This is a genomic window from Marinomonas gallaica (assembly GCF_049821165.1).
In the GTDB taxonomy this organism is placed as follows: Bacteria; Pseudomonadota; Gammaproteobacteria; order Pseudomonadales; family Marinomonadaceae; genus Marinomonas; species Marinomonas gallaica.
The window spans coordinates 3111151-3134434 of the sequence record NZ_CP187511.1; the positions used below are offsets into that span (position 1 = coordinate 3111151).

General features: G+C 43.9%; 25 protein-coding genes. 13 read left to right on the top strand and 12 right to left on the bottom strand.

Going from position 1 to position 23284, the window contains the following annotated elements; genetic code table 11:
- Nucleotides 1-22 precede the first annotated feature (22 nt).
- Nucleotides 23-1147, bottom strand: a complete 1125-nt coding sequence (locus tag ACPUEK_RS14650; RefSeq protein ID WP_425641191.1) for a substrate-binding domain-containing protein — start codon at nucleotides 1145-1147, stop codon at nucleotides 23-25.
- Nucleotides 1148-1259: 112 nt separating this feature from the next.
- Here ACPUEK_RS14650 and ACPUEK_RS14655 point away from each other — a divergent pair, with 112 nt between their 5' ends.
- From ACPUEK_RS14655 to ACPUEK_RS14670, 4 genes are all read left to right on the top strand, one after another.
- The gene (locus ACPUEK_RS14655; protein ID WP_425641192.1) at nucleotides 1260-2375 is read left to right on the top strand and encodes a substrate-binding domain-containing protein; all 1116 of its coding nucleotides are present in this window, start codon (nucleotides 1260-1262) and stop codon (nucleotides 2373-2375) included.
- Entirely contained in the window at nucleotides 2372-4852 is a 2481-nt protein-coding gene (locus ACPUEK_RS14660) for a putative bifunctional diguanylate cyclase/phosphodiesterase (RefSeq protein WP_425641193.1), read from the top strand. Before ACPUEK_RS14655 ends, ACPUEK_RS14660 begins: the two co-directional genes overlap by 4 nt.
- Before the next feature lie 92 nt (nucleotides 4853-4944).
- A complete protein-coding gene (locus tag ACPUEK_RS14665) occupies nucleotides 4945-6147 on the top strand; it encodes an MFS transporter (RefSeq protein ID WP_425641194.1) in 1203 nt (400 codons plus the stop codon).
- A 68-nt stretch (nucleotides 6148-6215) separates the two neighbouring features.
- Nucleotides 6216-6650 (top strand): GtrA family protein, encoded by a 435-nt coding sequence (locus ACPUEK_RS14670; RefSeq protein WP_425641195.1) that lies wholly within the window; start codon nucleotides 6216-6218, stop codon nucleotides 6648-6650.
- On the opposite strand, the gene ACPUEK_RS14675 is transcribed toward ACPUEK_RS14670, so the two are convergent.
- The 3 genes from ACPUEK_RS14675 to ACPUEK_RS14685 all read right to left on the bottom strand — a co-directional run bounded on the left by ACPUEK_RS14675 (nucleotide 6641) and on the right by ACPUEK_RS14685 (nucleotide 8764).
- Nucleotides 6641-7183, bottom strand: coding sequence for a lipocalin family protein (locus tag ACPUEK_RS14675; RefSeq protein ID WP_425641196.1), 543 nt, complete (start codon nucleotides 7181-7183; stop codon nucleotides 6641-6643). The two genes, ACPUEK_RS14670 and ACPUEK_RS14675, sit on opposite strands and share 10 nt — an antisense overlap.
- A 72-nt stretch (nucleotides 7184-7255) precedes the next feature.
- Nucleotides 7256-7804: a TetR/AcrR family transcriptional regulator gene (locus ACPUEK_RS14680; RefSeq protein ID WP_067223410.1), complete on the bottom strand. Its 549-nt coding sequence runs from the start codon at nucleotides 7802-7804 to the stop codon at nucleotides 7256-7258.
- A 117-nt stretch (nucleotides 7805-7921) separates the two neighbouring features.
- Entirely contained in the window at nucleotides 7922-8764 is an 843-nt protein-coding gene (locus tag ACPUEK_RS14685; RefSeq protein ID WP_425641197.1) for an ABC transporter substrate-binding protein, read from the bottom strand.
- A 210-nt stretch (nucleotides 8765-8974) separates the two neighbouring features.
- Between ACPUEK_RS14685 and ACPUEK_RS14690 the strand changes: the two genes are divergently transcribed.
- Together ACPUEK_RS14690 and ACPUEK_RS14695 are read left to right on the top strand one after the other, a co-directional pair.
- Nucleotides 8975-9907, top strand: coding sequence for an exopolyphosphatase (locus tag ACPUEK_RS14690; protein ID WP_425641198.1), 933 nt, complete (start codon nucleotides 8975-8977; stop codon nucleotides 9905-9907).
- Nucleotides 9900-10727, top strand: a complete 828-nt coding sequence (locus ACPUEK_RS14695; protein ID WP_425641199.1) for a TOBE domain-containing protein — start codon at nucleotides 9900-9902, stop codon at nucleotides 10725-10727. The genes ACPUEK_RS14690 and ACPUEK_RS14695 overlap by 8 nt, the downstream gene beginning before the upstream one ends.
- 20 nt (nucleotides 10728-10747) lie before the next feature.
- Here ACPUEK_RS14695 and modC read toward each other — a convergent pair whose 3' ends face one another.
- The 3 genes from modC to modA are packed head-to-tail and all read right to left on the bottom strand — an operon-like array spanning nucleotide 10748 to nucleotide 13307.
- Nucleotides 10748-11851, bottom strand: a complete 1104-nt coding sequence (gene modC, locus ACPUEK_RS14700; RefSeq protein ID WP_425641200.1) for a molybdenum ABC transporter ATP-binding protein — start codon at nucleotides 11849-11851, stop codon at nucleotides 10748-10750.
- Nucleotides 11851-12540: a molybdate ABC transporter permease subunit gene (gene modB / locus ACPUEK_RS14705; protein ID WP_067038394.1), complete on the bottom strand. Its 690-nt coding sequence runs from the start codon at nucleotides 12538-12540 to the stop codon at nucleotides 11851-11853. The genes modC and modB overlap by 1 nt, the downstream gene beginning before the upstream one ends.
- Before the next feature lie 8 nt (nucleotides 12541-12548).
- Nucleotides 12549-13307, bottom strand: coding sequence for a molybdate ABC transporter substrate-binding protein (gene modA, locus ACPUEK_RS14710; protein WP_425641201.1), 759 nt, complete (start codon nucleotides 13305-13307; stop codon nucleotides 12549-12551).
- Nucleotides 13308-13495: 188 nt separating this feature from the next.
- Between modA and ACPUEK_RS14715 the strand changes: the two genes are divergently transcribed.
- On the top strand, nucleotides 13496-13663 hold the full coding sequence (locus tag ACPUEK_RS14715) for a hypothetical protein (RefSeq protein ID WP_425641202.1): 168 nt from the start codon (nucleotides 13496-13498) through the stop codon (nucleotides 13661-13663).
- A 509-nt stretch (nucleotides 13664-14172) separates the two neighbouring features.
- On the opposite strand, the gene ACPUEK_RS14720 is transcribed toward ACPUEK_RS14715, so the two are convergent.
- The 3 genes from ACPUEK_RS14720 to ACPUEK_RS14730 all read right to left on the bottom strand — a co-directional run bounded on the left by ACPUEK_RS14720 (nucleotide 14173) and on the right by ACPUEK_RS14730 (nucleotide 16627).
- A complete protein-coding gene (locus tag ACPUEK_RS14720; protein WP_425641203.1) occupies nucleotides 14173-14682 on the bottom strand; it encodes a hypothetical protein in 510 nt (169 codons plus the stop codon).
- 9 nt (nucleotides 14683-14691) lie between these two features.
- Complete coding sequence (locus ACPUEK_RS14725) at nucleotides 14692-15093, bottom strand: L,D-transpeptidase family protein (RefSeq protein WP_425641204.1); 402 nt, start codon at nucleotides 15091-15093, stop codon at nucleotides 14692-14694.
- Between the two features lie 316 nt (nucleotides 15094-15409).
- Nucleotides 15410-16627, bottom strand: a complete 1218-nt coding sequence (locus tag ACPUEK_RS14730; protein ID WP_425641205.1) for a hypothetical protein — start codon at nucleotides 16625-16627, stop codon at nucleotides 15410-15412.
- A gap of 257 nt (nucleotides 16628-16884) precedes the next feature.
- Between ACPUEK_RS14730 and ACPUEK_RS14735 the strand changes: the two genes are divergently transcribed.
- A complete protein-coding gene (locus ACPUEK_RS14735; protein ID WP_425641206.1) occupies nucleotides 16885-17541 on the top strand; it encodes a response regulator in 657 nt (218 codons plus the stop codon).
- On the top strand, nucleotides 17538-18848 hold the full coding sequence (locus tag ACPUEK_RS14740) for an ATP-binding protein (RefSeq protein ID WP_425641207.1): 1311 nt from the start codon (nucleotides 17538-17540) through the stop codon (nucleotides 18846-18848). The genes ACPUEK_RS14735 and ACPUEK_RS14740 overlap by 4 nt, the downstream gene beginning before the upstream one ends.
- A 146-nt stretch (nucleotides 18849-18994) precedes the next feature.
- Here the strand turns inward: ACPUEK_RS14740 and ACPUEK_RS14745 are convergent, their stop codons facing one another.
- Nucleotides 18995-19459, bottom strand: coding sequence for a hypothetical protein (locus tag ACPUEK_RS14745; protein WP_425641208.1), 465 nt, complete (start codon nucleotides 19457-19459; stop codon nucleotides 18995-18997).
- 397 nt (nucleotides 19460-19856) lie between these two features.
- On the opposite strand from ACPUEK_RS14745, the gene ACPUEK_RS14750 reads away from it, so the two are divergent.
- Both ACPUEK_RS14750 and ACPUEK_RS14755 read left to right on the top strand, forming a co-directional pair.
- Nucleotides 19857-20171, top strand: a complete 315-nt coding sequence (locus ACPUEK_RS14750) for a NirD/YgiW/YdeI family stress tolerance protein (protein WP_425641209.1) — start codon at nucleotides 19857-19859, stop codon at nucleotides 20169-20171.
- A 27-nt stretch (nucleotides 20172-20198) separates the two neighbouring features.
- Nucleotides 20199-21008 carry a hypothetical protein gene (locus tag ACPUEK_RS14755; protein WP_425641210.1) on the top strand — a complete coding sequence of 270 codons (810 nt, stop codon included), beginning with the start codon at nucleotides 20199-20201 and terminating at the stop codon, nucleotides 21006-21008.
- Nucleotides 21009-21172: 164 nt separating this feature from the next.
- On the opposite strand, the gene ACPUEK_RS14760 is transcribed toward ACPUEK_RS14755, so the two are convergent.
- Nucleotides 21173-21673, bottom strand: a complete 501-nt coding sequence (locus ACPUEK_RS14760; RefSeq protein WP_425641211.1) for a hypothetical protein — start codon at nucleotides 21671-21673, stop codon at nucleotides 21173-21175.
- 476 nt (nucleotides 21674-22149) lie between these two features.
- Here ACPUEK_RS14760 and ACPUEK_RS14765 point away from each other — a divergent pair, with 476 nt between their 5' ends.
- On the top strand, nucleotides 22150-22590 hold the full coding sequence (locus ACPUEK_RS14765) for a hypothetical protein (protein ID WP_425641212.1): 441 nt from the start codon (nucleotides 22150-22152) through the stop codon (nucleotides 22588-22590).
- 171 nt (nucleotides 22591-22761) lie between these two features.
- Nucleotides 22762-23040 carry a hypothetical protein gene (locus ACPUEK_RS14770; RefSeq protein WP_425641213.1) on the top strand — a complete coding sequence of 93 codons (279 nt, stop codon included), beginning with the start codon at nucleotides 22762-22764 and terminating at the stop codon, nucleotides 23038-23040.
- Nucleotides 23041-23284 lie beyond the last annotated feature (244 nt).

The window sequence follows — 23284 nt, forward strand, 5'->3', positions numbered from 1 at the left end:
GCATAAGCTCTTGCAAATTAGCTTATTCAAGTTCAACACCGGAGTAACGAAAAGCCTCTCTGGTTCGTGCATTGATCTCTTCAGTCGACATTTGATCATCCACCACTTCAATTCGCCCTAGATAAATCTTTGGAATGTCAGAAGTGCGCCCTTCTAACGAAAACTTAATCGCCTCTGCCGTAGCAACCCCCACATCATCCCCCATACGCATGGGTGTTGCATTCAGGTTACCTTGTTTGATTTGCTCTATCTCAGCCGCCGTGCCGCCCCAACCTGTCACATACATACCGTCGATTAACGACTGTTCAGCCAAATATTCTAAAGACCCTAAAGTCATTGCGGTATTGGCGTTATGAAGCATCGTCACCTCAGGAAAACTTTGCGTAATTAATGCCGCACCGTCACGTCCACCACCCGCCTGATATTGACCAAAATGTTCATAGAAATTGATCCATCCCCCCTCTTCTTCGACACACGATTTGAAGTCGCCTGAGCGCTGATCGTCGGTAATCCCTGGTATACCTCGATTCATGGCAAACGAGACATCACTACCAAGCCGTTGAATTAAGAAGTCACACAAAGCCTGCGCCCCAACAGAACTAGAAAAATCAAACCAAGCATCAGGTTGGAATTGCCAACTTTTCATCGGTGTATGGAAAGCCCAAATGTAGGATTGGAAGCTTTCTGATTTTGCTAAACGCTGAATATTGTCGGCTTGGACATACAATTCCGAAGGGCCATAAATGACATAATCATATTCTCCTTGCCTAGCTAATACTTCATCAATGTATCGAGTTTGTAGGGCGTGTTGAATCTGTCGCGAGCTGAACTCATCAATGCTATAGTTGACATCCATCGCGTCTAACCGTTTGGTCAAAGCATGGTAGTTTCTGATCCAAAAGTCTGAAAGATCTGCACTAGGATAAATCAAAGCGATACGGGCCAGTTTACCTACTGACTTATTTATTTTAATGGGATTCGAGCTGACAACATTTTGGAATTGCGTTACAACCTTTGTATCATTGACTTCATCTGCTAACCAGTATTTCAAACCTGAGGTGGATAAATTTGGGGTTGAGCTATCGACTGCGAATACAACTGTTGGTAACAGGGTAAACGTGAATAAGCTTTTTACAAATAAAGACATTTATCATTCCTTTAAAAACATAATAGCTGCTGTCTTTATCATACAATCATTTAAGGATCTCAAAAGGGGTCCCCTCCAAAAATGGTCAATTTATAGGTAAACGTTTGTAATCGTGAAAATCTTAAAACTTGATAAAGACCTAATCGTTAAGCTAATTATTACAATTATACTGATGGCTACATCAAGCTATCAGTATGCCATTGATGACTATTTAAGTATTAAACAGCGAGTTGAAAAAGCCATTGCAGTCGACACATCGTGGCTGGGACCTATTAGCGGTCCCCTAATAGCTTCTGATAAACAATTAGTTTTTGTTGCTTCGGACCTTCGCAATGACGGCGTTAACAGTGTTGTTAAAGGTATGACAGAATCACTGCAAAACCTAAACTGGAGTTTACACTTACTGGATGGCAAAGGCTCAAAAATACGCCAGTCTGCTGCCTTGAATCGGGCAATCTTGCTCAAACCTGATGGCATTATATTGGGCGGCATAGATGCTAAGTTTCATGCTGAAACCATAAAAACTGCTCAGGAATTTGGCATCAAAGTGATCGGTTGGCATGCTGCAAATGCTGCTGGTAGTGCACCGGAATTAGGCCTGTTCACAAACATAACCACTGACGCAAAAGAAGTGGGTGACATTGCTGCGTCCTATGCGATTGTTGATTCAGATAAAAAAGCTCAAGTAGTTATTTTTACCGACTCGAATTACAGTATCGCTATGAAAAAAGCCAACAGTATGGCAGCTCGTATAGCATCCTGCGCAAGCTGTCGTGTACTGTCTATTGAGGACATCCCGCTTGATAATATTGCAGCCCAAATGCCAACAGTCATTGCCCGACTCCTAAACCAATATCCTAATCAAATCACGCACTTTCTTGTCATAAACGATTTATACATCGACTTTGCGATTCCCTCTTTGATCTCTTCTGGAGTCACAATTGATAATTTGCCTAAAAACATCTCTGCAGGTGATGGCAGTCATGAGGCATATAGACGCATTCGTGGCGGGAAGCATCAGCTTGCCACCGTGCCGGAACCCTTGTTTTTGCAAGGATGGCAAATCATTGATGAATTTAATCGTGCTTTTCAAGATCAGTCTAATAGCGGATTTTTAGCACCTGTTCACTTAATTACTAGAAATAACCTCAACAACATCGTCCTAAAAATGGGCGTTTATGACCCAGACAACCAATACCGCAATGCCTACAGGAAGATATGGCAATGATGTTTTTCAATAAAATGAATTTAAGTGTTCGATTTACTTTAACCATCATAGTGCTACTAGGAATCTTTGGCTTAGGGATTTCATTGCTTATTCGATCACTAAGCAATATTGAGCTGCTTCTTGAGCAACAATCTGCGTTACATATTCAAGAGCTAAGTAGTAACTCTGCTATCAGCCGAGAAATCTTTGAACTTTCCTCTCGCGTTCAATTACTGGAGCAAAAATTCTTGTACGATGAAGAAATTCTTTCGGAAGAAGGTTTTAATATCGACGAGCAACTACAACGTATACGCGCGCTCTCGAACGACCAAAGTTTCGTTATCAAAATGGATGATTTTATTGTCGATTTTCATCGGTTTTTGGGGAATTCCGTCACACTTAACCGGATTTTAAAACAGCTATCAGTTACGGATAAACTTTTGGGCCATCAAATTGATCAATTAGATTTTGCCCTTGCCCGCACGTCTATAGAGCAGCTTAGTGCTAACGCAAACACAGAATCTAGGAATGACTTAGAAGTCATGCATCAGATAAGAGAATCCTATCTTAGTGCCGGCAAATTAGCTGCCTCTGTTCGTAGTAGCATTACACCCGATACTGAACAAGTGGTGATTATTGAGGTACTCAAAGAACTCCACATACTTGAAATGCATTTAAGCAACATGCGAGAGCTCTCTGATGTCATTATTGAATCAAAGTATGCAATGCTTGATACCATTAAACATTATCGAATTAACCTTCGCAAAATGACTGCCAACCTTAATCAACGTTGGATTGTCATGTCCGCCTTAGTTAATGCGCAAAATTCGCTAATTTCTTATGTTCAAGAGACAGAAGAAAATGTTCAAAGAAGCGCATTGCGTCTTTCAAATGAGTTGCGTAACGATCTCACCATTATGCGTGGCTGGGTTTTCATGATTGGCCTTTTTTCTCTGATCATTGGCATTATTTTGATATTGTTTATGGTACGCCATCATATCACCAAACCGTTAAATCAACTTAAACAAAGCTTCAAGGAAATAGAAACGAACAATTTTGATAACCCTATCAACCTGAATCGAAAAGACGAATGGGATGTCATCGAAAGCGCTTTCAACCGTATGGCCAGTCGCCTTAAAAAAACCTATCGAGACCTAGAAAATGAGCGTTCTAAGTTGCATGAACTCGCACATCAAGACCCTCTAACAGGTCTTGCTAATCGCTTACTTATTTACAAAAGCATCGATACAGCAATTTCTGAAGCCAAAAGGTCGCACCAGCATTTCGCCTTGCTGTATTTGGACATTGATCATTTTAAAACCGTCAATGACTCCATGGGGCACAGTGCCGGAGATGTATTATTGCAGGAAGTCTCACAGCGATTATCTAACCTAGTTGAACCGTCAGATATGGTCTCTCGCCTAGGCGGAGATGAGTTTATGATCTTAGTGCACTCAACCCAAAACATCACAGAAGCCTCTATGCTTGCGGAAGCGGTTAACGAAGCATTACGACAGCCATTTTTAATCGACAATGAAACGGTCTTTGTTGGCAGCAGTGTGGGGGTTTGTCTATATCCTGAACATGGCGACAGTGCTGAAACCTTAGTTCGAAATGCAGATACAGCCATGTACCATGCTAAACGCGGTGGTCGCGATAGCCATTGTATCTATAAAGATGCTATGACTTCAGAAGCCCATAACTTGATGTCAAAGAGCTCAGGGCTCAAACAAGCGCTCTTAAACAACGAACTTTTTGTACAGTACCAACCACAATATGACAGTTTTACTGGAGATATTTACGGTGCGGAAGCACTGGTGCGCTGGAACCATCCTTCCAAAGGCATTTTACTGCCCGGTGACTTTCTAGATATTGCAGAGCAAACAGGCATCATCGTCGACATTGACGACTATGTTTTTGACATTGTATTTAACGATCTTCAAGAACTAAAACAGCAAGGCCTAGTTTCTAAAGACTTCTCCTTATCCGTTAATGTATCTGGCCGTAAACTGCTTTCCGAACACCTGTTAGAGCACCTTAAAATATGCTATGAACAAGCTCCTGAGATCACTTCTCGAATGATTTTAGAACTCACTGAAAGAGATATGATTACTAAGCTTGATCAAAGTAGTGACTTTATTAGTCAGCTTAAAAAGCTTGGCTTTAAAATAGCCATTGACGATTTTGGCACGGGTTACTCCTCCTTGGCGACGCTGAAGCATTTACCAGTCGACATATTAAAACTGGATCGAAGCTTTGTGAGTGGGCTAGATTCTGAAGGTGTGGACCATGTTATTATCGACTCAATCTTGTCAGTTGCCCATGGATTAGGTTTAAGCGCCATTGCCGAAGGCGTTGAAACGCCCCAACAGTTGGAAGCACTCAAAACGCTTGGCTGTCAAACCGTACAAGGATACTTGTTGTCTTACCCGATTAACCGAGATGAGTTAATCAAACTCCTTATAGAGCAGTCCCCTCCTTCTCTTCCCCTAGAATAGAGATTGCCTTAGCCAATATTAACCGAACGGTTTATAATAGGCCGCTTTTTAGCGCTCTACGGCGCTATCACGTTGTCTAAAAGGGAAGGAATATGGCAGGCGCCAACACAACATTGCAAACAGAGCCACAGCAAACCGCTTGGTTAGAAGTATTCTTACTGTGGTTTGCTGGCATCAGCGCTGCTATGCAATTTGCTAAATTCTCTGTTTCTTACAACGAGTTGCTCGATTATTACCAAGCCGGTCCAACGTTAACCGGTGCTTCGATTTCTGTGGTGGGTACCATCGGCCTAATCTTTGGTGTTACCGCTGGCCTTGTCGCAGGAAAAATAGGCTATCGTAAAGTGCTGATTGGCGCATTGCTGCTCGGTGCCAGTTTGTCATTGATCCAGTCATTTATGCCCGCTTTTGAGATCGTTATGGCGACCCGTGTACTCGAAGGCTTTTCACAATTGGGAGTTGTAATTGCCGCGCCCACCTTGATTGCAAAATTAAGTGCACCTCAGCATCGCTCAATTACCATGGGATTATGGGGCACCTTCTTTGGTGTTGCCTTTGCCATTACAGGGTTAGTCGGCAAACCGCTGATCGCCCACTTTGACTTATCAGGGTTATACCTTGCTCACAGCTTACTGATTGGCTCGATGGCCATTGCACTTTTTGTACTGTTAGAACGCAACGAGAGTCGTTATGGCTCAGCACCGCAAGCCAGCAGTGACAGCTACCTAACCAAACTTGGAAAAGTATATCGCACACCGCGCACGCTACTGCCAGGTCTCGTTTTCGTCTTTTACACTTGCACTCTAGTATCGTTACTGACGTATATCCCCAACTTTATTGAGCAAGACTCACTGCGCACGACCATGCAAGTTATATTGCCACTACTCAGTACTGCTGGCACCTTCATTGCAGGCGCATTGTCGCAGTATGCCTTAAAACCCCAACGCGTAGCACAGATTGCCTACATAGGACTGGCATGTGGCGCACTGGCCTTAACACAAGATATTGCGACGCCGCTTATTTTCTGCCTAATCGTGGGACAAATGGTATTGTTTGCAGGCTTAATTCCGGGCGCATCATTAGCAATGATTCCACGCTTAGCGCGCAGTAGCGAAGAACAAGCCAATGGTTATGGCATTATTGCTCAACTAGGTAACTTAGGCGCGACAGTTGGACCGCCAAGTTTCGCTACGTTCATCACGCTTTTTGGCCTTTACGGCTTGGCAGGTTTTGTCATGTTTATTTGTCTCATGGGCAGCCTATTCGCCTATCTAGCACTGCGTCTTGAGTCATAACGATTGCAATAAAGGTATCAGGCTAACCTCTTCATCAAGCTGTCATCATTGACTCGCTACTATGAGGTATGAAGACGACCTTATTACAATTTTTTCAATTTAGCCTTGTGGGCCAAGTAAGCTTCACAGTAGACGTTGTCGTTCTATGGCTTCTAGCGGATCATGTTGCCCTAATCTGGGCGCGGATCATTGCCTTTACGCTTGCTGTGCTGACAAATTGGCTGTGTCATCGAATCTATACGTTCAAAGAACATGCGACGCAGGACGCGAAGTTTAAAGAAGCCGTACAATTTAGTGTGGCCTCGTTACTCGGGCTAATCCCTAATGTGGGCTTATACTGGTGGGCTATCAGCACCGCGACTTATCAGACCTATGCTGATTACGAGCTGGCCCCAGTAGCCGCTATGCTACCGGGGATTATCGTTGGACATTGCTTGAATTTTTTACTGTCAAAGCACTGGGTGTTCAAACGTAAAGCGCATGATGTAGTGGACTACCCTTGATGTTTAGACTGATCTACGAAAATCAGTTTTTCAGTATCAAACCCAGCAGCGGCAGCGGCTTCTAACAGCGCCTCTTGCTTTTGTTCTGAGATCGTTGGTGTGCGCGACAACAACCAAAAGTATGAACGATCAGGGCCTGATACCAAAGAGTATTGATAGTCATCATCTAAGCTGAAGATCACATAAGCCCCATAAAATGGGCCGAAGAATGACACTTTCAAATGCCCCGTTTCTGAGTCTTCCACAAAGTAAGCTTTGCCTTCAGCCTCATCCCAAGCTTGATCTTCCTCAGAATAACCACGGTTAATCACTTTAACGCCACCGTCTTCACGCACACTGTAATGGGCAGTAACTTGGCTTAAACCTTCTTCAAAGCTGTGATCCATTCGAGCAATTTCATACCAATTTCCTAAATAGCGATCAATCGAAAAGGGCTCAACAGGCTCAATCCCCTTAGGTGCAGAGACTGAACAGCCAGTTAATATCACACTTGAAATCAGTGCAGCAAAAATAAATGAGATTGTCTTCTTCATATAACCTCCGTATCAATAATAGTGAGCTACTATACGAAGGTTTTAGGCAATTAGCTTGATGAAAAGTAGGGATTACACAAGCTTTTGAATTAGTTGCACGAAGTCCTCACATTCTCCGTCACGCTGAGTCACGGCAGGCATCAATAAAGCTTCTTTTGACACGGCATTTAATACAAAGAAATGCTCTGAAGCGATGTTATGTCGAGTCATCCAATGACGCAGTTGACAAGATAGCAAGCTTTCAAATTGCTCAAAATACACGTGCTCTTGCTCGGTCAGTTTGTGACTCTCCCCCCAGTGGATACGATACACCGCTAAGCGGTCTGGTGTGGCAATCCACGCGAGCCAAATAGCACGCCAACCGTCGTAAAAACCGACATCGTTTGCTTTCAATGTATCCAATGTATCGCTTAGAACTGATTCGCTACGTTCGATAATTTGACGGAGTACTTCTTGCCACAACAATAACTTGGACGGGTAATTACTATAAACCGTCGGCTTTGATACCCCAGCCTCTAGTACCACTTGATCAATGCTAGTAGCTTGGTATCCCAACACTTGGAACAACGCCAAAGCTGTTTCTGCAATCAAGCCTTTTTTGGAAGGTCTTCCTCTGGCCATTACTCATCTCTTAATTATGAAATACTTCGAATGCTTGCCATTATGCCATTTTTAGCATCAAAAAGGGGACGAATTGAGTTCGCCCCCTTTCAGGTGTTTGGTGCGTTTCTTGTTTGGTTACAACGCCTGAGCAAGTTCCTGCGCCTGTAACTTCACGCTTTCTAATCCGTTACCCGATAAATACCAAAGGCCTGGCGTTAAATAAGCCACTTTGGTGTCAGAGCCTAACTGCTTTAATTGGCTTTGCAGCGCATCTACGTCTACAGCCTTGTCTGTTTGACCAATAGCTTGGCTTCGATCCACCACATACAACACTTTAGGATTTGAGGCGACGATGTCTTCAACCGTCAGCGGCATAAAGATACGCGTACCATGCTTAACAGGTTTCACTGAGTCAGGAAGCTGAACTTGTTCAAGTCCTAACAACTCCGACGCTATTGGATCCTTACGAACACCAAAACCACCAGCATTATGCGTCACCATCAGCACCTGCTCACCCGCTACCCGACCTTTCATTTGGCGAAGGTCTGCCTTCAATGCGTCAAGTACTGCTCGCGCCTCATTTTGTTTCTCAACATGAGAGGCAAGCTTCATTACGTGCTCTTCAAATGCAGGCCAATAGTCACCTTCCGCTAAACCTACCATTTCAGTTGGCGCAATTTTCTTGAGTGCCACGCCTTGCTCTCCTTGGCGTGCCGTAATAAAAATTAGGCTTGGGGCGATTTCCGCAACGGCTTCGGCATTCGGTGTTTTCAAGCCACCCACATCCGAATACTGCGCCTTAGAAAACTCAGATAGGTACTGTGGCAAGGCTTGTTTTGGCAATCCCACCAATTGATCCGTAGCCTGCAAGACACGCAAAGTATCAATACTGCCTAAGTCATAGCTTATCAATCGCTCACTTGCATGAGCCTGAACCGCCAACATCGCACCCATCACTAAAAACTGCTTGAATTTCATATCACTCCCGTTTAATCATATTCGATAATAATTCCCATTATTTACTAAATTTAGATTAACGTGTTACAACACAGTGTTTCGATTCTTGGAACTGATGAACCTCAAGAAATAATAAAGCGTTACATTAAAATTCACCTTGCAGTCAAAAATCGCTGGTACACTATTAACAATTCGATCTATTGTAATTTTACTCAGTGTAAGGATGTAGAAATGAGCAGTAAAAAATTTCGACTGGTCACACGTAGTGACTTTGATGGCTTGGTGTGTGCCGTACTTCTAAAAGACCTAGGCTTAATAGACGACATTTTATTTGTCCACCCTAAAGATATGCAGGATGGCAAAGTAGACATTACTGACAATGACATCACGACAAATTTGCCCTACGTTGCAGGCTGTCATCTGGCCTTTGACCACCATTTAAGTGAAACCGTCCGTAACGACAGTCACATTGAAAACCACATCATTGATCCAGATGCGCCATCTGCCGCGCGTGTGGTGTACGACTACTATGGTGGTAAAGAGCGCTTCCCAACTATTTCTGTAGACATGATGGATGCGGTCGATAAAGGTGACTCCGCTCAGTTTAATGAAGACGAAGTGCTTAACCCTACTGACTGGGTGCTGTTAAACTTCATTATGGATGCTCGTACAGGCCTTGGTCGCTTCCGTGATTTCCGTATCTCAAACTACCAATTGATGATGCAGTTAATTGACTACTGTAACAGTCATAGTATTGAAGAAATTTTGGCACTTGAAGATGTCAAAGAGCGTGTCGACTTATATTTCGAACACGATGCGAAAGCGAAAGAACAAATTAAGCGCTGCGCCACCATTCACGACAATCTTGTTGTGCTCGACTTGCTAAACGAAGACACCATTTATACAACAAACCGCTTCGTTATTTATGCGATGTACCCAGATTGCAACATCTCGATCCACAAATTGTGGGGACTGAAAAAGCAAAACACGGTATTCGCTATCGGTAAATCTATCTTGAATCGTTCATCCAACACCAACGTTGGTGAGCTGTGTTTGCAATACGGTGGTGGCGGTCATATGAACGCAGGTACGTGTCAGATCGACAACGACAAAGCGGATCAGTCCTTACAAGACATCATTGCCATTATCAATAAAGATGGCTAAAACCGCTCTCATCGAAAAACCGGACCGCTCTGGCCAGTTAACAGGAAGCGTATTTCTGAAAACTGGCCAATCCAGCGCGTTTGCATCGAACCAGATTGATTTACTACGTGCCGTCCAAAAGTGCGGCTCAATCTCAAAGGCCGCAAAAGAAGTGGGGATTAGCTATAAAACGGCGTGGGATCGGATCGACGCAATGAATAACCTGTCCACAACCCCACTGGTACTGCGTGCAAGTGGCGGAGCCAAAGGCGGCGGCACCCAACTGACTGAGCTGGGTGAACGCATTATTGCAGGCTTTCAAGCACTGATGGATGAACATGCGACGTTTCTCGCACGTCTAGGGGATCAATTGCACAACATTGACGACATTGCCAATTTCGTTCGTTCCGAACAAGCTCTAACCAGTGCCCGCAATCAATTTCGCGGCACGGTCATTGAACTCACCCCCGGTGCGGTGAACACAGAAGTCATTCTTGATATCGGTGCTGATCAACATCTTGTTGCCATGATCAGTTGTGACAGTGTTACAACGCTTGGTTTAGCCGTCGGCAAAGAAAGTATTGCGATTGTCAGTGAGTCGTCGATCATCTTAAGCCGAGAAACAGCGATGGCCACCAGTGCAAGAAATCGCCTTTTGGGCACTGTTGCACGCATTACGCCGGGTGCCGTAAACAGTGACATTGCTCTCGACATCGGTCAAAGCAAAACGCTTAATGCCGTGATTACCAATGCGAGCTTAAGTGATTTGATGATCACTGAAGGCGATGCCTTACTGGCTCTATTCAAAGCCCCCAGCGTTATCTTGATGAAAGCCGACTGACCGTCGGCTTTCGTTTCTTCTTATCGAACAATGGCCACAGACTTAATCTGCGCCCAAACTTCCTGACCTACCTGCAACGCCATCTTATCCAACGATCGTTTAGTCAACCGAGCGATCAAGACTTCCTGACCACAATCCAAGCGTACTAATATCATAGCCTCATCACGATCTGGGCATATATCCGTGATCGTCGCTGGCATACGATTCAAAATACTGGTCTCGTCCAGCGCGGTGCGTGCCAAGCTCACGTCACGCGCTAAAATACGCACTCGGATTGAACTGCCCAAGGCCTCTCCGGTATCTCTGACCCAAAGCTCAGTCTGCTGGAAAGACACTTTTACCAAATGCCATTGCTCGTCACGTGCGACTAACTTGCCTTGCCAAACAGCCCCCGTATCAAAACCAGATAAGGCGTTCAAATCCGTTCGCGCAAACACCTCACCAATGTCACCTTGAGCCACCACGATACCCTGTTCCAGAACCACCACATGATCGGCTAACTGAGCAATCTCATCCACTGAGTGACTGACGTATAAAATAGGAATCTTAAGCGAAGCTCGTAACCGCGCAAGATACGGTAAGATTTCTTGCTTGCGCTGATGATCTAACGAAGCCAGTGGCTCATCCATCAACAGCAAACGTGGTTGAATCAACAACGCTCGCGCAATTGCAACACGCTGACGCTCGCCACCGGACATATGTTTCGGCAAGCGTGTCAGAATAGACTCAATTCCCATCAATTCGATAATCTGCTGCAAGCCCTCATCTGAAGTCGGCGTCGGAGCACGTTTCATAGCAAAGGCTAAGTTGCCCATGCCAGTTAAATGCTCAAATAAACTTGCCTCTTGAAACACATAGCCAATGGGACGCTGATGGGTCGGCACATGACAGTTCTCCTTCTGCCAAACCTCACCTTGCACGGTTAACTGACCTGCCTGGGCTCGCTCAAGACCAGCGACACAGCGCAAAAAAGTGGTTTTTCCTGAACCCGAATGACCGAATACAGCGGTCACTCCACTGCTAGGCAATTGGATATCCACATCAAGTGTAAACGGCTCGCCAGAATCGTGTGATCGAGACAATTTGAATGCGGCATGAATCGCATGTTGATCTGAAGCCACCATCACTTAACTCCCAACATTGAGTTACTACCCTGACGTTGAAAGCCATAGACGCCTAGCAACACCACAAATGAAAACGCCACCATCAAGCCCGCCAATAAATGCGCTTGGCCATATTCCATGGCTTCTACGTAATCATAAATCTGCACCGACACCACCCGCGTTTGTTGAGGGATATTACCGCCAATCATCAGCACCACACCAAACTCACCGACTGTATGGGCAAATCCTAAAATCGCCGCCGTAATAAAGCCAGGTTTAGACAAAGGCAACACCACACAAAAGAAACGCTCCCACGGACCAACACGTAATGTCGCCGCAGCTTCTAATGGGCGTTCTCCTAATGCCTGCATGGCATTTTGAATCGGCTGAACCACAAACGGCAACGAGTACACCACCGACGCTATGACCAACCCCCAAAAACTAAACGGCAACAAGCCGATCCCTAGCGCTTGAGTGAACTGGCCAATAGCGCCGTTAGGTCCCATAGCAACCAGCATATAAAAACCCAACACTGTCGGCGGCAACACCAATGGCAACGCCACTATGGCACCGACCGGGCCTTTCAGCCACGATCGTGTGCGTGCTAACCACCAAGCAATCGGTGTCCCAACGATTAACAATAGCACCGTCACTATCGAAGCTAACCGCAAGGTAAGCCAAATGGCATCCAAATCCGCTGCTGTAAACATCTCGCCTGTTACTCTGTTGTATAACCGTAAGACTGAATGATCTGCTGCGCCGCATCACTTTGTAGATACGCCAGCAACGCCTTGGCGGCAGAATTGTCCTTAGCCGTTTTTAGTAATACCGCATCTTGACGAATAGGACTGTATAAATCGCTTGGCACAATCCAGCTGGAACCTTCTGTCACATGCCCTTTTGACATAATTTGCGACAGCGCCACAAAGCCTAAATCCGCATTGCCCGTCGCGACAAATTGATAAGTTTGGGCAATATTTTCTCCCTGCACCCATTTAGCTTGCGTGGCATCCGTCAAACCTAACGCTTGTAATACCTCCGTTGCAGCCAAGCCATACGGCGCGAGTTTAGGGTTTGCCAATGCCAGCTTATTGTAATCATCCGACGTCAAACGGCTATAATCGTTTTCAATAAAATCTGGCAGAGACGACCATAAAGCGAGCGCACCAATGGCATAGGTAAAACGACTGCCCTCTTGCACAAGCCCCTTGTCTTGCAACGCTTGTGGCTTAGCTTGATCGGCCGATAAAAACACATCAAACGGCGCTCCGTTTTGGATTTGCGCCAGAATTTTACCGGACGAACCAAACGACAGCAGCACATCATGGCCAGTGTCTTGCTCGAATTGCGCAACCACAGACTTCATCGCCCCAGTGAAATTCGCAGCCACCGCCGCATGCACCTGCTGCTCCGCCCACGACTGATTTGTCACCGTTAGCCCCATCGCTAACCATGGCAAATACTTAACAACATTCATGTCACCCTCCTTATTAACTGAATTTGCGCTTAAATTAAGCCGCACAATTATTACGCTATATAATCAATTATACAACGAAATATCTCAACTCCTTCATCGGAAACGACGGCTAAAAACGCGTTACCATTGAAAATGGTCGCATAGGGTCATCGAAAAGGGGTTCGTTGGGTTAAGGGGAAAACGGTGTAATGGGTAACACGAAACACGCTTTGAACAGCATAAAAAAAGCCCGTTTAGAGCAAAGCTGGCTTGATCGCTTGAATGGCAAGGCGAAGGCGTTGCCCCAGATTACTTTGGCACTACATTACTTCGGTGCTAACACCTCAGGCTTTGGCTCGCCTTGCACCTGTAAGTAATAGTGCCATTGATATATCCTGCGGACACCTTTTATCGATGAGATAAAAGGTGTCCCGAACTTAGCAGAGTCTAGGATAGTGATGGACCAATCGGTATCACCGATGAAGCGAAAGCACACCCTATTGGGCAAAACGAAATACGCCTCAGAAAGCCAACCTGTACTGTACATGGCCCCAATCGTTATCGAATCCAGCACATTCCATTCGCTGTCCAGTAGCTGAACATACAGTATCTCTTCATACGGATGCCATCGGTGGTGAAAACAAGAATCCAATTCTTATAACGCACACAAAGCTCAAGTACGATATCCTTGATTTCAGATGTCGTACGCTGTTCTCGGTTGATAATAGCACTTCTTTCATCATCAAGAGGGTCGAGATCAAAATCAGATTCATCGACGAATTCATAGAATCATTACCATGCTAGAGCGATACCAGAGACTAAAAGTGCTTCAAGTTTATACAGACAAACTAATTTTGAGCTCACTCCTTCATTATCTGAATTTTTGTTATGTATTGCCTGGATAATTCAATCGATAAGAGGGCTTATCTCCTCGTCTTACAGATTTTAGAGTGTATTCAATTTTTTTGACTTTCCCTTCTCTATCAAGATAATCAGCGTAATATCCGACTAAAATTCCATCTCTAAAAATCAAATACTCTTGATTAGTTTTATCTTTATTTAGCCAAAACCTTTTATCACTTATCATTTTCGTAGAGTAATCAGCTATAAGATGAGAAGTATACTGAAGATTAGGGTCTATTTCTGGATAGCCGCTCCAAAAAACATATGCTAAATCACTATTCTCTACTCCGATAAATTGCCCTTTCAGTATCTCCAAAAAAAACGTATTTTCGCATGGATTTAATGAACTATCGGTCACTACGCAATCTGCACTTACTATTTCATAAAGTCCAATATATTGTTCTATTCCTTTACCACTATTTACACCACATGCAGACAGTGTAAAAAAAGTAACAACCAGAAAAATCTTCCCAACGTTCATAGATATTTTCATTTTAAACGCCTACCAAGGATAACTAATTACTATTCTAGTTTTTTCATTTATCCAATCATAAATTTTCTTTGCATCACCCTTTTCAACATGAATACAGCCAGCAGTTGGCCCACCATTCCCTTCATAAGTAGCTGTTCCTGGCCATTCATGTATATAAATACCGCGTTGCCCCCAGATCAAAATCGAGTAATTCATCTGACATGGAACACTAATTTGTCCAGTATCAGGGTAATTACATACATATTCTTCACTAAAATACGGATGTTTTTTTACATCTGGAAATAATGGATTAATTGTTAGATCTATAGGGTACATTACCCCTTTTTTGCCTAAGCATCGAAATGTCCCCAAACCAACGCACTCCATCCTTCCTTCGCATAGATCATTAAACTTAATATTAATGCGCTTCATATAATCCTTTTCTCCCTGAGCAAATCATCTGAAAATTTAATTGAATCTATCTAAAAATATCGAATATAACTCCAACAAACTCTATTCTTTAAAATATAATATCTCATCACCTCCCTCATCTAAATATTAGCATTTGTAAATGTTTTGTAATTCTGTCTAATAGAGAGTATGCGTTCAAGCTATGATTTTCTAAGCACTCTCCCATCTTAAAGTAAGTAGTTTAGGTCCTTTTTCATCTGCTCCATATTGCTTAATGCAAAAAAGCGCCTCTGAAACCAGAAGCGCTTTTTAATAGCTTAACTAATTATAGCCTTAGTTAGTGGGACAAACCACTGCCACCAATCACTGCGATGTTGTAAGGCATGCCCTCTACATCAATTGTGCCGATCTCCGACAAGCTCTCTGTGCTGATGCGACGAATCAGGCTGGCATTCGGGTCCGTGATGATAATTTCATCACCGGCCATCGCTAAGCGTGGGCGTGGATCATTCCAATGCCCTTCCAAGCTGTATGGCTCGGTTACTTGAGTACTGGCTTCGATCTTGGCACTCAATAGGTTTACGCGGTACAAACGACCGTCTTCCGTCAACACATAACCGTATTTAATCTTCACTGGGTCCACTGTGAAATCGACGCGACGAAACGGTAACTCCACCAATTGCATGGCTGGCTCTGCCGTCGGATCAATCGTCACGACGCCTTTCTTGCCGTAGCTACCAAAGAACGACTGAAACGATTTTGTACCAATCAGATGCCCCGTCATTTCACCTTCTGGAAAACGGTCAGGATATGGCAGCATCTTATATTCAGGGCCGTTAGCGCCTGCTGTAACCGTTAATACACCTTCTTTACAACCTAGAGCTAAGTATTCACCTGAGAATGACTCGCCATGCAGCCCAGTACAGGTCGCCATCTTGCCCGTTGCAACACCTTTAACGTCGACAGCTTGAATGCCTACTCTCGGTGGTAAACTGCCCTCCTCAGCTTTATCCGCTGCAACACTCGATAACCATTGTTTGCCCCAAGGCACCACTACACCATGATGCGCATGATTCAGTGCAATGTCATAACGCTGAAATTCACCTTCACTGAGCTCATGACTGTCCAGCACGACAGAATAGCCTCCTTGGTCCATATTAATCGACACATAGCCATCGTGCTCTAACAAGTGAAATGGACGCGCACCTTCTAAAGGCAATGGGATTGCACTTGGCTCTGTCACTTCAATGTCAGAGTGACCTCCGTGATCTTGAAAGCTCAGGCCAGAACGAATGAAATTCACCTGGTCATCAAACGACTGCACCGCTGCAATTACACTCTGCCCCGCTACCGGGTAAAGCTTTACTTGCCCCTTGGTTGCAAAGGTCCAGCGCTTTTCTGGCGCGCTCAAATCAAAAGCGGTCACCTGCGCTGCTTCATGATCACCGACAAAGACGCGGTATACAGTCACGTCTTCCTCTTTGTGGTGATCGGCAAATGCCGACGTAGAAAGACCTAAGGCCAACAAGCTCGCACCGCCCAATCGTTTGATCATAAATAGTATCTCCGTTGTTGTTATAATCACATCAAAAGAAATGTTATATCATAACACTTGAACTTTAACGAGTACTGACTTCTGAGGAAAGATATTTGCATTGCAGACCTTGTCTCTTTCAATGCGAGGTCTTACAACAAGGTGGTTTAAGCCTTACTGACCTAGGATGACTTCATGTAAACTTCACCTTACGCAAAGGATAATCCACACTGGGTAGCTGTTTTTTAGCTATTGGCGTTTCAACATAAGGATGCACTATGTATTTATTGCTGGTCGAGGATGATTTAGGCCTAGGCAATGTCTTGCTCAAGATTTTAAGTCGCACTTATCGGGTAGACTGGGTACGCAATTTGGCGAGTGCTAAGAGTCACTTTCAAGCGGCGCAATACGATTTAATCTTGCTCGATCTCGGGTTACCCGATGGTGATGGCATCGACTGGCTATTGCAATTACGTCAAGAAAACGCTGATCAGCCTATTCTCATTTTATCAGCGCGAGACGGATTAGACGATCGAGTGCAGGGCTTAGATACCGGAGCGGATGATTACTTAGTAAAGCCGTTTGAACCAGAAGAGTTGCAAGCGCGCATACGCGTGTTACTACGACGACACCAGGGCCGCCAACAGGAAATCTGTGAGTACGGCGATTTAAGCTATGATCAAAAATTAGATCAATTTTATCTCAGAGGCGACGCTCTAAATCTGCCACAAAAAGAAGCACAATTACTGCTTATGCTTTTGCAATCGGCAGGAAATAAAGTGCATCGCGAGCGCCTTCTACAACGTATCTATGGCCTCGCTAATGATTCCGAATCCAATACGCTAGACGTTCATATTTACGCTTTACGAAAAATCATTGGCAAAGAACGCATTGAAACCGTACGCGGTTTTGGTTACCGCTTGGTGAAACCATGAAATCAGCCCAAAAAAGCTTCAGCATTAAAACCATCGCATGGATTTTAGGTGCGTCCATGATCATCTCCAGTTTGATGGGGGTTTTCATTACCTATTTAGCGGCCGATGAAGAATTCAACGAAGTCTTGGAAGACGATTTGCAACAAAACGCAGACTTATTAAATGCCATGCTGGTGGCAACGGACGCCACACCAGAAGAGCTCACTGTATTTCTAAAAGAACACATTCGTAACGATGATGAAGACACAATATGGGTGACGGTTTATGACCTTGAGCAAGGCTGGCAAGTCTCTAACTTAGATCACACACGCCCCCTTGTAGAGCGAGGCTCCGATTTTATCAAAGCGGATTTTGAGGATTACGGCTGGCACGGTTATCAACATGACGAAGACGGGTTGGTCGTACAAATGTTTCGCCGTGATGACTTAACCGACGACATCATTGGTGATATCGCAGAAGACATTACCGCCCCAACGCTGATCGGCTCTGCATTGAGCGTATTCATTTTGATCTGGCTTGTACGGCTGATTGTGCGCCCCCTAACAGCCTTATCTAAAGAACTTGATCGTCGTAGCAGTGATGATCTGTCCCCATTGAGCTGTGGCACCCGTAATCAAGAAATCCAAATGCTGAGCAATAAACTGAATCGTTTAATGTCAGAAGTCGATGAGGTGCTGACACGGGAGCGTCAATTTGCCAATGACGTGGCTCATGAGCTCCGTACCCCATTAACTACCATTAAACTCGAACTGTCTTGCCCTGACCCAGACATAGAATCAATCAAGTCCGAAACCGAACGCGTTAACCGCATTGTCGAGCAACTGCTAACCTTAGCGCGCTTAGAGCAGCAACATTGGAAAAAGCACTTTGAAACCGTGGTACTTGATGCACGTATGCAGGGTATTTTAGACAAATATCAAGGCCGCTTTACAGACCAAAACATCGAGCTAATGACTGACATTGCCCCCTGCTCAGTCCAAGGTGATGCCACCCTACTGCAGGTACTTATCGAAAACTTGCTGAGCAATATCTTGCGCCACAGTAACGACTGCAAGACCGTTCAAATCACACTCAGCCAACAGCAACTGGTGATACAAGATAACGGCCAAGGCGCGCCAGAAAACTTACTCAACACAATCGATACCTCGACACGCCGCCTCGACAGTAAAGGCGAAGGTCTAGGCCTAGGCTTAACCATCTGTCAGCGTATTGCAGCGATACACCAGGCCTCGTTGCACTTTGACAATGCCCAACCTGGGCTAAAAGTATGCCTTACCTTCTCTCATGCAATAACCACTTCAGGTTAACTTCATCTAAGACCAGTATTAGACAGCTTAACCTGCGCCTTATCACTGTGCAAAAGCTTGGTCAAATTTAACCTCGACAAGGCGGCCATGCACCGCACTAGAGGAGAAGCTAAAAGTGTAATCTTGCAGCTATGTGGGGTATTCTTTCAGCTATGGCCCACTTCTTTATTCTCTTGAGAACTAAGCTCCTTTGCAGATTGCACTCTCCATGCATTGGCCCCAAGCCAAAACAGGAAAGCAGGTATCGCACCGAATGGCACGAATAAAAGGTCACCCATCGACGTTCCTCCTTTCACCGCAAAGAAAGCAAATACACCACCGATAAGAGTAATAAGAAAAGGATTTGCTAACTTCAGCTTTTTGAGTAAACAATAAAGCGGAATACCGAAAAGAGCCGACACAATAGCAGTTGGAATAAAGCTCATAATCGAAGCAAGCAAAAACGACCCAACAGCGAAAATAATCACATCAATAAAACCATTGCTAGAGTGCCAATCTAAGAGCACCTTAACCGAAAAGACAGATATTACGATCGAATAAATAAAAGAGGCAACTACTCCGCCTAATAGCGAGTAAAACCACCCTGCCCTAGCTTCCTTGAGCACACTCATTTTCACCTCCTTGATTTTGAGACGGTAACAGTAAAGTCTTTCTTAATGACTGTCTATGTAGTCACTGCCTTTCTGGCAACCTTAGTGAGATGCTTTAGAAACGCGTAATATTTCATCAAATCGACATCGCTTGGGTAGCCTTTTACCTTATTGGTTCTTAAGGCTTGTTGCGGACTTTGGCCGTCAAACATTAAATATCCCACTATACCCACACGCTTCGTATCTTTTTCTTAATTTGCTTGACGCTAGTTTTAGTCAGTCATAGTGGAGATCTGAGCAAATATAAGGCGTAAGCCACCTAATAGACTTACCTTCTCTCATGCAATTACCACTTCAGGTTAACTTCATCTAAGCCCAGTATTCTCTTCATTAACAACGACCCAAAAGGAGATGAACAATGAAGAGATTACTACTGACTACCGCCCTACTCGCCGCTAGCACTGTGACTATCGCAGCCAATGACATGCACGTATCTGATACGTTAAATGCTCGCGACAATACTCAAGCCACTCTTACCGGCACATTGGGTAAATCTCTTGGTCACGAACGCTACGAATTTAGCGATGCCAGCGGTCAAATCACGGTAGAAATTGATGATGATATTACCCGTCACATCACCTTAAAAAACGGACAAGAAGTCACACTTTACGGCGAGATTGACCGCGAACACGACACAAATGAATTTGAAGTCGATTACCTAACCATTAACTAATCGTCCCGCCACTACAAGGAGTTCATAATGTCTGATCAATACCGTTTTAACATTCAAAATAACCACGTCGTCGGCATTTTAGAATGGGACGATGGCCGCTGGGAGCAAGAAAAAATCGATGTAGATGAGCGTTACTATGTTGAAAACAACATCGTCTACAAAGAAGAGCGAGACGATGGTGGCTTAGAATTAACCGCATTTACCGATGATGACAACGACGGCATCTTTGTAGAAGGTCAAACGACCTACAGTCACAGTACAACTGGCCAAGATTACTATACGTTCGACGTACAAGATAATGTCGTCATCGGAAAAACCGAATACGAAGCAGATGGCGATGTAGAGCGCGAATCGATCTTTAATCACAGTTTTGAGATCAACAACAACCTCATCACAGAGTTTGAACCTCAGCGTTCAGGTTTCGAGAAGACGGTCTACCAAGATATAAACAACGACGGCCAATACCACAAACTCTCCGAAGAATTTGTCCGCGATAACCATGACAGCGATCGCCAATCGACAGACCCTTTTGAGCCATTAAACACTGAGGATCAAGAAGATACCGTGCTGATTTTAAACCCCCATCAGCAAGACAGCGTTAGCTTTAATGTGGGCGATGATCTGAAAATCTTTAATTTCAACGCCAGTGAAGGTGATCAGATTAACCTTTCGCAAGAATTTGGCATCAGCAGCGCTGAAGAATTCATGCAGCATATAGAAGACATCGAACACGATGGCCACACACTAGAAGTCGACCTAGGACAATTAGGCGAAATCGAAATCGTCGGCATCACCAGCGAAGACATCACCTGGGATATCGTGAACTTTGGCGGTTAATGGCTACAGTAAGACCAAAAAAGATGCCTGACCGGGCATCTTTTTTTAATGCACTTAGCGACTAACAGAACACTCACCCTCAACGCCGACCGAGGATAAGGCAAACGAAACAGCCACTCGCCTACCAAGCTTTCAATCCTATAATTTGAATGATAACGCTTTGCTTAGGGGCACGCGGCTTTTTGCACGTCCTGCTGGCCAAACTTGTTAAATGCCAACTGCACTGCTGACATTGTTGATTCGTCGTACTCCCACAGCTCAATACCTTCTGGAATCAAATGGCTATAAGTACGAATATAGTATTCCGCTAATGTTTCCTTACGCTTCTCACTATAATCACGAAGTACAAACATTATTTTTCGATAACTCGTAGGGGTGGCTAAAAAATAGTACATAGCCTCATTCCAAACGGTTAGCTTAGCACTTGGTACATTGTCATTTGGCGCAGTCCATTTGTGTGACTTACACTCAATTAGTACTTTTTCTTTTAGGCAGCCCAAATCAAATGCATGGTCTTTCATGATTTCGCCGATGCCAACAGGGATTTTTATATTAAGCTCAAGAGCAAGCCCTTCGCTGGCAAAAAACTTTTGTGCGGCCAATTCAAAATCTCTTCCTACATGAGCATTTGACGTTGCGCCTATTCTTTGGTGCGGTTTATCCATGACTCTCCGTGGCATTTAACAATTAAGGGTTATACGGCAGCGTAGCTGCGGCTATAACCCACTGTTGAACGGCCGCGTTGTCTATATAGGGAATTTGCTTTTTTCATGGTGGGACGTCCCTGTTAAATAACTCGTTAAACATCAGAGTCTGTTTGGACTATGCCGCTTCAGATCGTCTTTGATCGCCGCTATGTTGGTTCATAATGTACCCTTTTGTAGCGTGATTTGACCAGAGAGGCAAGCGCTTCTCTCAGGCTTTATGATCTGAACCGTTTTATGCACTGACCTCACTAAGCGCTTACGCTAACTGCCATTGTCCCATGGCAGCTTAATGCAAAGCCGTTCTGTCACTTGGCTCTCAGAAAAATCACCAAGATAAACAGCCACTTTTTTTAAGATGGGTATCATTTTAACTAGACAACTGACTGAAAATAATACGTAAAACTTTAAATATACAGTTTTATTGAACATCCTTAATGAGTAACATCAATTATAAAGTTTTAATCCTGATGCAAACAAAATGGACTTTTATGCTAAACCTAAATTTTTGTAAGCTATTGCGTCCTAAACTGGTTGCCTTTGCTCAAGACTCGTACTTAGATCCGACTACAGAGTTTATAGATAATGAAGCACTTCCTTCCTGTGTAGCTCCCATATTTGGCCCCGATCTTAATTATGGGTTGCGTAGAAAAATACCCTATGGCTCTGGTGTCGGCGCTACAGAAGCAGAGCTAAAATCAAAAATATTGCAATTAGTAAATATATTTGCTAGTGATGCCAACACCGATTTAACCAGTGACTTATTTAATAGCTTTTTAAAAAAGAACAATGAAGTCAAAGTATTCTCTGATCAAAGACTAAATACCTTGGCATCAAACCATCAAAACATAAAAAGTTTTTGCAATCGTGCGTTTTAAGCTCCAGAGCATCCGCCAATAACGGCTGGACAAACAAGAATACATCAGGCATTAAAAAATGCAAACTGGTCTATTGAGAATATTAATGTTCCTATAAACCTTGGCGTTCCAGCTTTTAATGATGGGACCCCTTTCTTAAGATCCGGAGACTATGGAAACGGTTTAGGATTAATGATAAACGGTATTCAGTATGTCTATGTCTTTGCTACATCCTATAATTATTTCCCTGATATAGAAAAATACATCATAAATTTAGATTATTATTTCTATGATGTGTTTGGGTTAGATGATGATGACTTGCTCGAGTTTGGTGCTAAAGGTGATGGACTATTTTCTAGAGCCGATAGCGTTGGCATTACAGCTTGGTGGCAACTTCAGCATCAATTTGGCTATGCACCATTAGTTACTCGATGTAAGGTTTCCAGAAGTTATGAGGTTGCCGCTATATGAAAATCATAGGTAAGAGAGTTCTCTCATACTTCTTAGGCACTTTTACACTTCTACTAAGTATCACTCTGTATCTATTTTTTATAAATAAAGTCGGATTCGCTGACGGCTATATAAGTGAATATCAATTAGCTATGAAAAAATATTTTCAATTAACGTTAATACCTTTATCACTACTCGGTATATATTTTTTCATTTTAGGTCACAAAAGAAAAAGGAAAAGCAAAACAATGATACTTTCCACTTC